Source organism: Clostridium sp. CM042, assembly GCF_055080995.1.
In genome coordinates this window covers 2,499,987-2,515,147 of record NZ_CM143646.1, presented here as the reverse complement: position 1 = coordinate 2,515,147, position 15,161 = coordinate 2,499,987, and the positions used below count along the sequence as shown (strand labels likewise).

Annotated in this window: 8 protein-coding genes and 2 rRNA genes; 9 read left to right on the top strand and 1 reads right to left on the bottom strand. The window is 35.7% G+C overall.

From position 1 onward, the window contains the following. Positions 1 to 22: 22 nt before the first annotated feature. The gene (rpmH, locus tag ACWJJ7_RS11900) at positions 23 to 157 is read right to left on the bottom strand and encodes a 50S ribosomal protein L34 (protein ID WP_071614800.1); all 135 of its coding nucleotides are present in this window, start codon (positions 155 to 157) and stop codon (positions 23 to 25) included. Between the two features lie 553 nt (positions 158 to 710). Between rpmH and dnaA the strand changes: the two genes are divergently transcribed. From dnaA to ACWJJ7_RS11855, 9 genes are all read left to right on the top strand, one after another. Beyond that, positions 711 to 2,063: a chromosomal replication initiator protein DnaA gene (dnaA, locus tag ACWJJ7_RS11895; RefSeq protein WP_462962291.1), complete on the top strand. Its 1,353-nt coding sequence runs from the start codon at positions 711 to 713 to the stop codon at positions 2,061 to 2,063. A gap of 271 nt (positions 2,064 to 2,334) precedes the next feature. Then, a complete protein-coding gene (gene dnaN, locus ACWJJ7_RS11890; RefSeq protein WP_462962290.1) occupies positions 2,335 to 3,444 on the top strand; it encodes a DNA polymerase III subunit beta in 1,110 nt (369 codons plus the stop codon). 44 nt (positions 3,445 to 3,488) lie between these two features. After that, positions 3,489 to 3,695 (top strand): S4 domain-containing protein YaaA, encoded by a 207-nt coding sequence (gene yaaA / locus ACWJJ7_RS11885; protein ID WP_462954759.1) that lies wholly within the window; start codon positions 3,489 to 3,491, stop codon positions 3,693 to 3,695. Positions 3,696 to 3,836: 141 nt separating this feature from the next. Further along, positions 3,837 to 4,928, top strand: coding sequence for a DNA replication/repair protein RecF (gene recF / locus ACWJJ7_RS11880; RefSeq protein ID WP_462962289.1), 1,092 nt, complete (start codon positions 3,837 to 3,839; stop codon positions 4,926 to 4,928). 40 nt (positions 4,929 to 4,968) lie between these two features. After that, a complete protein-coding gene (remB, locus tag ACWJJ7_RS11875; RefSeq protein ID WP_165411855.1) occupies positions 4,969 to 5,232 on the top strand; it encodes an extracellular matrix regulator RemB in 264 nt (87 codons plus the stop codon). A gap of 20 nt (positions 5,233 to 5,252) precedes the next feature. Continuing rightward, positions 5,253 to 7,157: a DNA topoisomerase (ATP-hydrolyzing) subunit B gene (gyrB, locus tag ACWJJ7_RS11870; RefSeq protein ID WP_462962288.1), complete on the top strand. Its 1,905-nt coding sequence runs from the start codon at positions 5,253 to 5,255 to the stop codon at positions 7,155 to 7,157. A gap of 170 nt (positions 7,158 to 7,327) precedes the next feature. Continuing rightward, positions 7,328 to 9,880, top strand: a complete 2,553-nt coding sequence (gyrA, locus tag ACWJJ7_RS11865) for a DNA gyrase subunit A (RefSeq protein ID WP_462962287.1) — start codon at positions 7,328 to 7,330, stop codon at positions 9,878 to 9,880. A gap of 536 nt (positions 9,881 to 10,416) precedes the next feature. Continuing rightward, a 16S ribosomal RNA gene (locus tag ACWJJ7_RS11860) occupies positions 10,417 to 11,942 on the top strand. A 265-nt stretch (positions 11,943 to 12,207) separates the two neighbouring features. Next, positions 12,208 to 15,150: ribosomal RNA gene (locus ACWJJ7_RS11855) — 23S ribosomal RNA — on the top strand. Together the 16S and 23S rRNA genes form the textbook arrangement of a ribosomal RNA operon. The last annotated feature ends 11 nt before the right edge of the window (positions 15,151 to 15,161 follow it).

Here is a 15,161-nt window from a genome sequence, read left to right as displayed (position 1 = left end):
AAAAAGGCCACATTAGCGGCCTTTATGCTGTCAATCTTTTTCTACCTTTTTGTCTTCTTTTTTGAAGAATGTTTCTTCCAGAAGCGGTTTTCATTCTCTTTCTAAATCCGTGTTCTTTTTTTCTTTGTCTTTTCTTCGGTTGGTAAGTCATGAACATATCTACTACACCTCCTTCTTTAAACCATACATTATATCAATCATCTTACAATCGTATATTTACAGTTTTACTATTAGATTATATAGTCACATCCTCTTAATGTCAAGATAAGCATTTTTATTACTATTGTTAATATTTTTTATATTTATATGTTTTTTTGTGGATAACTTCTTGAACACCTTGTTATTTTTTGATATTATATAAGAAAGAACTGTTAATAACCTGTTTATTGATAAAGTTATTCACAACTTGTGGACAAAACTGTTAATAACTACTACAATATTGTATTAAACTTCTTTTGCTTATCTATTTTTAGCTATATAAGCAGATTTATTCCTTATTTAATATGTTAATAGTTTTTTTTTTGTATTGTTAACAATTTAAGTCCTATTAAAAATATAAACATAGTTATTAACATGTGCATATTTTTAATGCTATTTATCAACAAACTACAATGTATTAATTTATTGCTTATAACTTTGTTTATAATATTGTTTATATATTGTTTATTTTTACATGAAAAAATTTTTTTATTTGAACTGGAGGGTAGGAAATGAGCACCCAAATTAAAGATATCTGGGAAAAAACTTTAAGTATAATAAAAGGTGAACTTACAGAGGTTAGTTTTAATACTTGGATTAAAAGTATAGAACCTATGGCCTTAGATAATAATACTTTTAAATTAGGTGTTCCTAATAATTTTACCAAAGACATTCTTGAAAATAGATATAAGGATTTAATAATGAATGCTGTTAAATTACTTACTTCTAAAACATATAAAATAGAATTCTTTATATTATCTGAGGAAGTAGCCGAAATTGAAGCACCTAAATCGAAACCAGAAGCTGAAAAAAACAGCCTAATATTTAATGATGAAATGTCTGCAACACTAAACCCAAAATATACCTTTGATTCTTATGTAATTGGAAATAGTAATAGGTTTGCTCACGCTGCATCACTTGCTGTAGCTGAATCTCCCGCTAAGGCATATAATCCACTATTTATTTATGGAGGGGTTGGTCTTGGAAAAACACATTTAATGCATGCCATTGGTCATTATATATTAGCAAACAACCCAAAGTCTAAGGTTGTTTACGTTTCTTCTGAAAAATTTACAAACGAACTTATAAATTCTATTAAAGACGACAAAAACGTAGAATTTAGAAACAAGTACAGAAATGTGGACGTACTTCTAATTGATGATATTCAATTTATTGCAGGTAAAGAACGTACGCAAGAAGAGTTCTTTCATACATTTAATGATCTTCATGAAGCAAATAAGCAAATTATTTTATCTAGTGATAGACCTCCTAAAGAGATACCTACTCTAGAGGATAGATTGAGATCTAGATTTGAATGGGGTCTTATAGCTGATATACAACCACCGGATTTTGAAACTAGAATAGCTATTTTGAAGAAAAAGGCAGATATAGAGAATTTAAATATTCCAAATGAAGTATTGGTGTATATTGCTACTAAAATAAAATCTAATATAAGAGAGCTAGAAGGCGCTCTTATTCGAATTGTAGCTTTTTCTTCACTAACTAATAAAGAAATTGGTATAGATTTGGCGTCAGAAGCACTCAAAGATATTATTTCTAATAGAAATTCGAAACAAGTAACTATTGAGCTAATACAAGATATAGTTTCTAGCTATTTCAATTTAAAAATTGAGGATTTTAAATCTTCAAGGCGAACTAGGAACATAACATTTCCAAGACAAATCGCAATGTATTTGTGCAGAAAGCTTACAGATATGTCTCTCCCTAAAATAGGTGAAGAATTTGGAGGTAGGGATCATACAACTGTAATCCACGCATGCGAGAAAATATCAAATGGTCTTAAAGAAGATGAAAATTTACAAGATAACATAGCAGAACTAACTAAAAAAATTAGTCAAAAATAGTATAATCTCGATATTAACAGGTGTTGATACTATTCATATATAATCCTGTGCATAAAATAATACATAAAACTTAGCTGTTGATATTGTGGATAACTATGATTTTTTTTTGCATACTTATCCACAATCATTTCTACCTAGCATTGTTACAGATTATAGTCTAAGATAGGTTCTTAACATATCAACAGCCCCTACTACTATTACTACTAATAATTTATTATTATCTTACCTATCTTTAATAAATTTCCCATGTGGATAAGGAGGTCTTTATTATATGAAATTTATATGTGAAAAAAGTATATTACAAGAAGCAGTTTCAAACGTTCAAAAAGCTATTACTGGAAAATCAACTTTACCCGTATTACAAGGTATATTAATAATTGTTAAAAATGGAGAAGTAACACTTATAGGATCTGATGTTGATTTAAGTATTGAGGCTAAAATTAATGCAGAGGTTATGGAAGAGGGAAGTGTAGTTTTAGATTCTAAGCTTTTTGGTGAAATCATAAGAAAATTACCCAATAGTGCAATAGAGATAGCAACAGAAGAAAATAACTCTATTAAAATCGTTTGCCAAAAATCATATGCAACTATAATACATATGAATAGTGATGACTATCCTAATTTACCCAATATAATAGAGAACATGATTTTTTCAATTTCTCAAAAGTTATTAAAAAACATGATGAAAGGTACTATTTTTGCAGTTGCTCAAGATGAGACTAGACCAATTCTTACAGGCGTATTATTTGAAATAAAAGATAAAAATCTTAATCTTGTAGCTTTGGATGGTTATAGAGTTGCATTTAGAAGTGAACCGGTAGATAACGATTTTAGTATAAATGCTGTAATTCCAGGTAAAACATTAAGTGAAGTATCAAAAATACTAGAGGAAACAGATGAGAACGTTAATATAACATTCACACCAAATCATATTTTATTTAATATTGGAAAAACAAAGGTTATATCAAGACTACTCGAAGGTGAATTCATAAAATATAGCTCAATAATACCTGAGGAATATAATCTAAAAATTACAGCTAAAAGACATGAATTATTAAGCTGTATAGAAAGGGCTTCTCTTATGGCGAAAGAGGGAAATACCAATTTAGTTAAATTCAACATAGAAGAAGATAACATGATAATCACTTCTAATTCTCAATTGGGAAAGGCTAGAGAGGAAATAAATATAATTTTGCAGGGCGAGCCTCTTCAAATTGCATTTAACTCAAAATACCTAATAGAACTTCTGAAAATAATGGAAGAAGAAGAGATAATTATGGAATTCTCTAGTGGAGTTAATCCTTGTGTTGTAAAAAACAAAGAAAAAAGTAATTGTACTTATATGGTATTACCAGTAAGAATAAGATCTAATAATAATTAATTAAAATATATATTTAATAATATTTGGGAAAAGAAGGTTTTGAAATGAATGAAATAAAAATAGAAACAGATATAATAAAATTAGATTCTTTTCTAAAATGGGCTGGAATAGCTTGTTTAGGTTCAGAAGCAAAATTTTATATCAAAAACGAGGATATTAAAGTCAATGGTGAAATAGAAACTCAAAGAGGTAAAAAATTATCTAAAGGCGATATAATTGAGTTTAACGGCGAAACTTATAAAATAATTTAAATTATATGAATGCACCGGAAAATTATTAAATAATCTCCGGTGCACAATTTATGTCTATAATAATAAAATTTATAAGAATTTATTTATATATATAAAATAATAAACTTATATATATATGTTATAATCATAATAGGTGATTGTATGCATATAAAATATTTACAACTAGAAAATTTTAGAAATTATAATAAATTATTTCTAGAATTAAATAAAGGTACTAACGTATTTGTAGGAGATAATGCACAAGGAAAAACAAATATTTTGGAATCTATTTATTATTGTAGTTTAGCTAAGTCTCACAGAACCAATAGAGATAAGGAATTGATAAATTGGAACGGCACAGAAGCATATATAAAGATTTATGTGTGTAAAACTAGATTAGATAAAAAAATAGAAATAAAGATTTTTAAAGAAGGTAGAAAAGGAGTTAATATAAATTATATAAAAGTTCAAAAACTCTCCGAGTTAGTAGGAAGTTTCAATGTAATTATGTTTTCACCCGAAGATTTAAATATTGTTAAAGAATCTCCATCATACAGAAGAAAATTCTTAGATATAGAGCTATGTAAGTTAAGCCGTCATTACTACTATAGCTTAGCGCAATATAAAAAAATTTTAAATGAGAGAAACTTGACTATAAAAAAATGGAACACAAATAGTGATATTATAGATGTATATGATAAGCAACTTAGTGAATTTGGTGCAATTATAATAAAAGATAGAATAACTTATATAGATAAATTAAACAAAATATCGAAAACAATACATAGCAATATAACATCTAAAAGTGAAGTAATAGATATTAAATATTTAACACCTATTAAGGATTTAGATAATATACAAGAAGACCTTTACTTGCTTTTATGCAAAAATAGAAAAAGAGATATAGAAACTAAAACTACATCAATAGGTCCACATAGAGATGATTTTTCCATAGATATTAATGGTATCAATGCCAGAATATTTGGATCCCAAGGTCAACAGAGAACTTCGGTTTTAACCATTAAGTTTGGAGCTCTAGCAATAATAAAAGAACTAACTGGAGAATACCCAGTATTATTACTTGATGATGTTTTGTCTGAATTAGATACAAAAAGGCAAGAATATATATTAAAATCCATAAAAGAAGTTCAAACATTAATTACATGCACCGGAATTAACGATATAAAAAAATATTTAAATTCAGAAAGTAAGATATTTGAAGTTATGTCAGGTGAAGTAAAAGAGATTACATAGATTAAAATAAAGTAGAATGGATTATCAAGGAGGATATAATATGTTTTTACATTTAGGGGAAAATGTAGTAGTGCCTATAAAAGACATTATAGGTATATTTGACATGGAAACTACTATGTATAGCTCAGACACTATCCAATTTTTAAGAATGGCTGAAGAAGATGGTTTTGTAGAGCGAATAACAAAGAATATTGCTAAATCTTTTGTAATTGCAGAGGTAGATAAAAAAAGTAAAATATATATATCACCAATATCATCTTCAACTTTATGCAAAAGAACAGAAACTGTATATTATGCGCTTTAGAGTAAGTTAGGAGGATATACATGGAAAATAATAATGTTTATGACGAGAGTCAAATACAAGTACTTGAAGGATTAGAAGCGGTAAGAAAAAGACCTGGTATGTATATAGGTAGCACTAGCATTCGAGGCCTTCATCATTTAGTTTATGAAATTGTAGATAATAGTATAGATGAGGCATTAGCAGGTTTTTGTAAAAATATTAATGTAATTATACACGCAGACAATTCTATAACTGTTATAGATGACGGTCGTGGTATGCCTGTAGGAATGCATCATAAAATGAAAATACCTACTGTAGAAGTTATAATGACTGTACTTCACGCAGGTGGAAAATTTGGTGGTGGCGCATACAAAGTATCAGGTGGCCTCCATGGTGTTGGTTCATCTGTAGTTAATGCTTTGTCTGTGGTTTGTGAAGTAGAAGTTAGTGCAGATGGTAAAATATGGAAACAAACCTTTTCGAAGGGAAAAACTACTAGTACACTAGTAAATATAGGAACAACACAGGAACATGGAACAAAAGTATTCTTTACCCCTGATCCGGAAATTTTTGAAGAAATTGATTTTGATTATGAAACTTTGTCTCAAAGACTTAGAGAGTTGGCCTTTTTAAATAAAGGTTTAAGAATAACCCTTGAAGATGAACGAGAAGATAAAAAGCAAGATTTCTTGTATGAGGGAGGAATAAAGTCTTTTGTAGATTATTTGAATAGAAATAAAGGAACAATTCATGAGACCATATACATGGAAGGCAAAAAGGATGATTATGTTGTTGAAATAGCACTGCAATACAACGATACATATACAGAAAATATATTCTCATTTGCTAATAATATAGATACTGTAGAAGGTGGAACACATCTAGTTGGTTTTAAGTCGGCATTAACAAGAGTAGTAAATGATTATGCTAAAAAATTTGGTTTCTTAAAAGAAAATGATAAAAATCTATCAGGTGAAGATGTAAGGGAAGGTCTTACAGCAGTAATATCAATAAAACTTACTGATCCTCAATTTGAGGGTCAAACAAAAACTAAACTTGGTAATAGTGAAGTAAGGGGAATAGTTGATAGTATAGTTGGTGAGTCTATCAGTAATGTTCTAGAGGAAGATCCACAACTCGGTAAAAACATAATCGATAAAGGATTAAATGCAGCAAGAGCCCGAGAAGCAGCAAAAAAAGCAAGAGAATTTACAAGAAGAAAGTCTGTATTAGAAAGTACTACACTTCCAGGTAAATTATCAGATTGTGCTTCAAAAGATCCTATGGAATGCGAAATATATCTGGTGGAGGGTGATTCAGCAGGTGGTTCAGCAAAACAGGGTAGAGATAGAAGATTCCAAGCTATACTTCCTCTTAAAGGAAAAATAATGAATGTTGAAAAGCAAAGAATTGATAAAATGCTCGCATCTCTAGAGATTAGGGCCATGATAACTGCTTTTGGTGCTGGTATAGGAAAGGATTTTGATGTAAAAAAAATAAGGTACGATCGTATTATTATTATGACAGATGCGGACGTAGATGGAGCACATATTAGAACTTTATTACTAACATTTTTCTATAGATACATGAAAGAATTAGTAGAGCAAGGACACGTCTATGTAGCTCAACCTCCACTATATAAGGTTTCTAAAGCTAAAAAAGAGCATTATGTATATACTGATAAGGAATTACAAGCTTTGCTTTTAGAAATAGGCGGAAAAGATAATAATACTGATATACAAAGATACAAAGGTCTTGGGGAAATGGATGCACACCAACTTTGGGATACAACAATGAACCCTGAAGAGCGGATACTCCTTCAGGTACATGTTGAGGATGCAATGGCAGCAGATGAAATATTCACTATTCTTATGGGAGATAAAGTAGAACCTCGTAGAGAGTTTATACAAGAAAATGCTAAAGGTGTACTTAACTTAGATATATAGTTTGATAATACATTAAAGCAGATCAATCCAATATAGTGAATTAGGCAACTTTAGTGAGTTAGTTAACTACTACGAAGGTTAATCAATTAAAGTAATTACCGTTACCCATGGAGTATGGTGAAATTGCTTTCCAGAGTGGCATTAAAATATTTTGTTTAAAGAGGTGTAACATGATTAATAATCAGGGAAAAATTTTACCTATTGATATAAGACATGAAATGAAAAAATCTTATATAGATTACGCTATGAGTGTTATTGTAAGCCGTGCGCTTCCAGACGTACGAGATGGGCTTAAACCTGTCCATAGAAGAATATTATTCTCTATGCATGAACTGGGATTAACACCAGAAAAAGGATACAGAAAGTGCGCGAGAATTGTAGGAGATGTTTTAGGTAAATATCACCCACATGGTGATACTGCAGTATATGGTGCATTAGTTAGAATGGCTCAAGATTTTTCACAAAGATGTACGTTGGTTGATGGTCATGGCAATTTTGGTTCTGTAGACGGTGATTCAGCGGCGGCAATGAGATATACAGAAGCTAAAATGAGTAAAATTACAACGCAAATGCTTAGAGATATTAATAAAGAGACAGTAGATTTTATTCCTAATTTTGATGGAGAAGAAAAGGAACCATCAGTATTACCATCAAGATTTCCTAATCTTTTAGTTAATGGATCAACAGGAATTGCTGTAGGGATGGCAACCAATATACCTCCACATAACTTAATAGAAGTTATAGATGGAGTACTTATGGTTATTGATGAACCAGAAGTTACCATAAGTGATTTAATGACAAAAATAAAAGGTCCAGATTTTCCTACGGGAGGAATTATCCTAGGAAGAGCAGGAATAAAAAGTGCTTATGAAACAGGAAGAGGAAGAATACTCGTAAGGGCTAAAACAGATATTGAAGAGACCAAAGGCAGAAATACGATAATAGTAACAGAATTACCTTATCAAGTTAATAAAGCAAAACTTATAGAAGGTATTGCAGATTTAGTAAAAGATAAGAAGATAGATGGAATATCAGATTTAAGAGATGAATCTGATAGAGAAGGTATGCGAATTGTTATAGAACTAAAAAGAGATGCAAACCCTAATATAGTATTAAATAGGCTATTTAAACATACGAGGATGCAAGACACTTTTGGAGTTATAATGATAGCGCTTGTAAATGGCGAGCCTCAAACTTTAAATTTAAAACAAGTTTTAGTTCATTATTTAGACCATCAAAAAGATGTAATAAGAAGAAGAACTCAATTTGATCTTGATAAAGCATTAGCTAGAGCTCATATTTTAGAAGGTATGAAAATTGCACTAGACCACATTGATGAAGTAATTCGTTTAATAAGAGCATCTAAAAATATTAGTAAAGCTAAAGAAAGTTTAATTAATGCTTTTGATTTATCAGAAAAACAAGCAACTGCTATTGTTGAAATGAGACTTGGAAGACTTACAGGTCTTGAAAGAGATAAAGTAGAAGCTGAGTATAACGAAATAATGAAAACAGTTAATTATTTAAAAGGAATCTTAGCAGATGAAATAATATTATTGAACATAATTAAGGACGAACTTATAGAAATTAGAAACAAATATGGTGATACTAGAAGATCGTCAATAGAAAAAAATCCATATAGCATAGATGAGGAAGACTTAATTCAAGAACAAGATATTGTAATAACGCTAACTCATGCAGGGTACATAAAGAGGCTTCCAGCTGATACTTATAGTGCTCAAAAAAGAGGGGGTAGAGGAATACAAGGTGTTACTACAAAAGAAGATGATTTTGTGGAACATATTTTTACAACTACCACTCATAATAATATTTTATTATTCACAAATAAGGGAAAATCATTTAAATTAAAAGCATATGAGATTCCAGAAGGTGGAAGAACAGCCAAGGGAACAAACTTGATAAATATTATACCTTTAGCTAGCGAGGAAAAGATTCAAGCTGTTATATGTCTTAAAGAATTTCCTGAGGATAATTATCTTGTAATGGGAACAAAACATGGTTTAATTAAGAAAACATCACTTGATAAATATGCTGCTATAAGAAAGAATGGTTTAAATGCAATAAATTTAAGAGAAGATGATGAACTAATTGGAGCTGCAATAACTACTGGAGATAGCGAAATGCTATTTGTTACAAAAAATGGTTATTCTATAAGATTTAGTGAAAAAGATGTAAGAGGTATGGGAAGAACTGCAACTGGAGTTAAGTCCTTAACTTTAAGAAAAGGCGACATTGTAGTATCTATGAATATTGTTAAACCTGAAGAAGAACTTTTAGTTATAAGTGAAAATGGATTTGGAAAGAGAACATTGGTTTCAGAATACTCACTTCAACGTAGAGGTGGTAAGGGAGTAATAACTTATAAGGTATCAGAGAAAACAGGAAAACTTGTAGGTGCTAGAATAGTAAAAGACGGAGACGAAATGATACTTATAAACAGTAATGGTGTTGTTATAAGGTTAAATGTATCTGGAATATCAACTACAAGTAGGAATACTATGGGAGTTACTTTAATGAGGAATGGAGAAGGAGATAATATAGTTGCTATAGCTAAAATAAATTGTAGTGATGAAATTGATACAGATGAGAATTCTTCGCAAGAAGAAACAAATTCTATTCAAGAGAATATTAAAGAAACTTCTGTTAATGAGGAACATGACTTAGAAACAACTAGTGAAGTAAATGATAAAATAGAAGATTAAAATATTAAAATACTTATTTGAAATTATTTCAAATAAGTATTTTTTTAATTTATAGTTATATATAATATTATAACTAACCTAGTGTATCTCAAGCAGTAAATTAGAGAAAAACAAAGATATATATAGAAAAATTAGTATAATCTATGTAGGAATAGAACTAGTGTAAATACAGTAGTAAGTAGATTTGATAAAATACTCCTTGTCGTTACGAATTAGTAATAACAGAAATTTAATTTTAAAGGTCAAATGATTTTCTAAGTTCAAAATAATATTTGAAAAAAACAGAAAAATGTATTGACAATTTTTAAATTAAATAGTAAAATAATAGAGGTCGTCACATGATGACAAAGCAAATTGGTCTTTGAAAATTAAACAGAGAAATAGGTAAAGATAGCGAAATAATATTTCGTTAAACCAGTTAATTACTTTAGTATAAAGTAAAATTTAGTCGTAAGACTAAAAGTATGTAATGAGCTTGCTAACCAGCTTAACAGTTGGCGCAGATTAATCATTTCAACTGAAAAAGTGTAAACTTTTAAATTGAGAGTTTGATCCTGGCTCAGGACGAACGCTGGCGGCGTGCCTAACACATGCAAGTCGAGCGATGATTCGTCTCCTTCGGGAGACGTTGATTAGCGGCGGACGGGTGAGTAACACGTGGGTAACCTGCCTCAAAGAGGGGAATAGCCTCCCGAAAGGGAGATTAATACCGCATAATATGTTTTGGTCGCATGATCGAAACATCAAAGGATTTTTCTTCGGAAAATTCCACTTTGAGATGGACCCGCGGCGCATTAGCTAGTTGGTGAGGTAACGGCTCACCAAGGCGACGATGCGTAGCCGACCTGAGAGGGTGATCGGCCACATTGGAACTGAGACACGGTCCAGACTCCTACGGGAGGCAGCAGTGGGGAATATTGCGCAATGGGGGAAACCCTGACGCAGCAACGCCGCGTGAATGATGAAGGCCTTCGGGTTGTAAAGTTCTGTCTTCTGGGACGATAATGACGGTACCAGAGGAGGAAGCCACGGCTAACTACGTGCCAGCAGCCGCGGTAATACGTAGGTGGCAAGCGTTGTCCGGATTTACTGGGCGTAAAGGATGCGTAGGCGGACATTTAAGTCAGATGTGAAATACCCGAGCTTAACTTGGGTGCTGCATTTGAAACTGGGTGTCTAGAGTGCAGGAGAGGTAAGTGGAATTCCTAGTGTAGCGGTGAAATGCGTAGAGATTAGGAAGAACACCAGTGGCGAAGGCGACTTACTGGACTGTAACTGACGCTGAGGCATGAAAGCGTGGGGAGCAAACAGGATTAGATACCCTGGTAGTCCACGCCGTAAACGATGAATACTAGGTGTCGGGGGTCGAACCTCGGTGCCGCCGTTAACACATTAAGTATTCCGCCTGGGGAGTACGATCGCAAGATTAAAACTCAAAGGAATTGACGGGGGCCCGCACAAGCAGCGGAGCATGTGGTTTAATTCGAAGCAACGCGAAGAACCTTACCTAGACTTGACATCCCCTGCATAACCCAGAGATGGGTGAAGTCCTTCGGGACAGGGTGACAGGTGGTGCATGGTTGTCGTCAGCTCGTGTCGTGAGATGTTGGGTTAAGTCCCGCAACGAGCGCAACCCTTATCATTAGTTGCTACCATTAAGTTGAGCACTCTAGTGAGACTGCCCGGGTTAACCGGGAGGAAGGTGGGGATGACGTCAAATCATCATGCCCCTTATGTCTAGGGCTACACACGTGCTACAATGGTGAGTACAAAGAGATGCAAGACCGCAAGGTGGAGCCAAACTCAAAAACTCATCCCAGTTCGGATTGTAGGCTGCAACTCGCCTACATGAAGCCGGAGTTGCTAGTAATCGCGAATCAGCATGTCGCGGTGAATACGTTCCCGGGCCTTGTACACACCGCCCGTCACACCATGAGAGTTGGTAACACCCGAAGTCCGTGAGGTAACCGTAAGGAGCCAGCGGCCGAAGGTGGGATTGATGATTGGGGTGAAGTCGTAACAAGGTAGCCGTAGGAGAACCTGCGGCTGGATCACCTCCTTTCTAGGGAGTAGATGTATTGACTTCGGTCGATGCACAATATCTATTGTAATTAATCGTACCTAGTTCTCTGTTTAATTTTGAGAGACTAATTTTAGTTAACTCTTAGGAGTTAGCTAATTAATAGTTTTTCTTAAAATGTTCTTTGAAAATTGCACAGTGAAAAAAGTTGTTTTAAAAAAATTAAAACTATGAAAATAGTTTATGAATTGATTTAATACAATTTCGCAAAATTAATATAACCGTCTATGTAAATAGACAGAATCAAGGTCAAGCTACAAAGGGCGCATGGCGAATGCCTTGGCACTAGGAGCCGAAGAAGGACGCGTTAAGCTGCGATAAGCTTTGGGTAGGCGCAAATAGCCTGTGATCCAAAGATTTCCGAATGGGGGAACCCACATAGTAACAACTATGTACTGCATACTGAATAAATAGGTATGCAGAGGTAGACCCGGGGAACTGAAACATCTAAGTACCCGGAGGAAGAGAAAGAAATATCGATTTCCTAAGTAGCGGCGAGCGAAAGGGAAAGAGCCCAAACCCAGGTCTTTGACCTGGGGGTTGAGGATAGATCATAAATACTGCAATTCCTTAATTGAAGATAGCTGGAAAGCTGCTCCGCAGAAGGTAATAGGCCTGTAAATGAAAAGGAAAAACAGTCAGATCTAATCCAGAGTACCACGAGACACGTGAAACCTTGTGGGAAGCTGGGAGGACCACCTCCCAAGGCTAAATACTACCTAGTGACCGATAGTGAAGAAGTACCGTGAGGGAAAGGTGAAAAGAACCCCGGAAGGGGAGTGAAATAGAACCTGAAACCGTGTGCCTACAACCGGTCGAAGCACTTTATATGTGTGACGGCGTGCTTTTTGTAGAACGAGCCAACGAGTTACGATATGTAGCAAGGTTAAGTACTTAAGGTACGGAGCCGAAGGGAAACCAAGTCTGAATAGGGCGTTGTGAACGCAAGTTCACGAAGTTGCATGTCGTAGACCCGAAACCGGGTGACCTATCCATGGCCAGGATGAAGCGGAAGTAAAATTCCGTGGAGGTCCGAACCACGTTGGTGTTGAAAAACCATGGGATGAGCTGTGGATAGCGGAGAAATTCCAATCGAACTCGGAGATAGCTGGTTCTCCTCGAAATAGCTTTAGGGCTAGCGTCGATTAATTGAGTAATGGAGGTAGAGCACTGAATGGGCTAGGGGCTGACAACAGTTACTGAACCCTATCAAACTCCGAATGCCATATACTTTTATTTCGGCAGTCAGACTGCGAATGATAAGATCCGTAGTCAAAAGGGAAACAGCCCAGACCATCAGCTAAGGTCCCAAAGTGTAAGTTAAGTGGAAAAGGATGTGGGATTTCTAAGACAACTAGGATGTTGGCTCAGAAGCAGCCACTCATTTAAAGAGTGCGTAATAGCTCACTAGTCAAGAGATCCTGCGCCGAAGATGTCCGGGGCTAAAACTTACCACCGAAGCTATGGGTGTACACAATTGTGTACGCGGTAGAGGAGCTTTCTGTACTGGCTGAAGTCATACCGTAAGGAGTGGTGGACGGTACAGAAGTGAGAATGTTGGCATGAGTAGCGAGAGTTAAGTGAGAATCTTAACGGTCGAAAACCTAAGGTTTCCTGAGGAAGGCTCGTCCTCTCAGGGTTAGTCGGGACCTAAGCCGAGGCCGAAAGGCGTAGGTGATGGACAATCGGTTGATATTCCGATACCACCAATGGACGTTATTAGAAATGGGATGACGCAGGAGGATAAGATGTGCACACTATTGGATGTGTGTCTAAGCATTTAGGCGGAGCAAGCAGGCAAATCCGTTTGCTCTTAACGCTGAGATGTGATGGGGAAGGGAATTTATTCCCGAAGTATCTGATTCCACGCTGCCAAGAAAAGTCTCTATCGAGGATATTGGTGCCCGTACCGCAAACCGACACAGGTAGGTGAGGAGAGAATCCTAAGACCATCGGAAGAATTGTTGTTAAGGAACTCGGCAAATTGACCCCGTAACTTCGGGAGAAGGGGTGCCTACGTAAGTAGGTCGCAGAGAATAGGCCCAAGCAACTGTTTAGCAAAAACACAGGTCTCTGCTAAAGCGAAAGCTGATGTATAGGGGCTGACGCCTGCCCGGTGCTGGAAGGTTAAGGGGATTACTTAGCGCAAGCGAAGGTATGAACTTAAGCCCCAGTAAACGGCGGCCGTAACTATAACGGTCCTAAGGTAGCGAAATTCCTTGTCGGGTAAGTTCCGACCCGCACGAATGGCGTAATGATTTGGGCACTGTCTCAACAACACATCCGGCGAAATTGTAGTGCAAGTGAAGATGCTTGCTACCCGCGATTGGACGGAAAGACCCCGTAGAGCTTTACTGTAGCTTAGCATTGAATTTCGGTATTGTCTGTACAGGATAGGTGGGAGACTGAGAAACATGGGCGTCAGCCTGTGTGGAGTCATCCTTGGGATACCACCCTGACAGTACTGAGGTTCTAACTGGAGGCCATGAATCTGGTCACAGGACATTGTTAGGTGGGCAGTTTGACTGGGGCGGTCGCCTCCAAAAAAGTAACGGAGGCGCCCAAAGGTTCCCTCAGCGCGGTTGGAAATCGCGCGAAGAGTGCAAAGGCAGAAGGGAGCCTGACTGCGACACTTACAAGTGGAGCAGGGACGAAAGTCGGGCTTAGTGATCCGGTGGTACCTCGTGGGAGGGCCATCGCTCAACGGATAAAAGCTACCTCGGGGATAACAGGCTGATCTCCCCCAAGAGTCCACATCGACGGGGAGGTTTGGCACCTCGATGTCGGCTCGTCGCATCCTGGGGCTGAAGTAGGTCCCAAGGGTTGGGCTGTTCGCCCATTAAAGCGGCACGCGAGCTGGGTTCAGAACGTCGTGAGACAGTTCGGTCCCTATCCGTCGCGGGCGTAGGAAATTTGAAGGGAGCTGTCCTTAGTACGAGAGGACCGGGATGGACAAACCTCTGGTGCACCAGTTGTCACGCCAGTGGCATCGCTGGGTAGCTATGTTTGGAAGGGATAAACGCTGAAAGCATCTAAGCGTGAAGCCCACCCTAAGATGAGATTTCCCATAATGCGTGTTTTTAACACAAGTTAGTAAGACTCCTGGAAGACCACCAGGTTGATAGGTTAGAGGTGTAAGCATGGTAACATGTTCAGCTGACTAATACTAATAAGTCGAGGGCTTGACCTAAATATATAATT

What these genes read in the sequence shown, in the direction of transcription:
- yaaA (WP_462954759.1), top strand. Translation starts at nt 3,489, where the DNA reads ATGAATGAAATAAAAATAGAAACAGATATAATAAAATTAGATTCTTTT.
- gyrA (WP_462962287.1), top strand. Translation starts at nt 7,328, where the DNA reads ATGATTAATAATCAGGGAAAAATTTTACCTATTGATATAAGACATGAA.
- remB (WP_165411855.1), top strand. Translation starts at nt 4,969, where the DNA reads ATGTTTTTACATTTAGGGGAAAATGTAGTAGTGCCTATAAAAGACATT.
- gyrB (WP_462962288.1), top strand. Translation starts at nt 5,253, where the DNA reads ATGGAAAATAATAATGTTTATGACGAGAGTCAAATACAAGTACTTGAA.
- dnaA (WP_462962291.1), top strand. Translation starts at nt 711, where the DNA reads ATGAGCACCCAAATTAAAGATATCTGGGAAAAAACTTTAAGTATAATA.
- rpmH (WP_071614800.1), bottom strand. Translation starts at nt 157, where the DNA reads ATGTTCATGACTTACCAACCGAAGAAAAGACAAAGAAAAAAAGAACAC.
- dnaN (WP_462962290.1), top strand. Translation starts at nt 2,335, where the DNA reads ATGAAATTTATATGTGAAAAAAGTATATTACAAGAAGCAGTTTCAAAC.
- recF (WP_462962289.1), top strand. Translation starts at nt 3,837, where the DNA reads ATGCATATAAAATATTTACAACTAGAAAATTTTAGAAATTATAATAAA.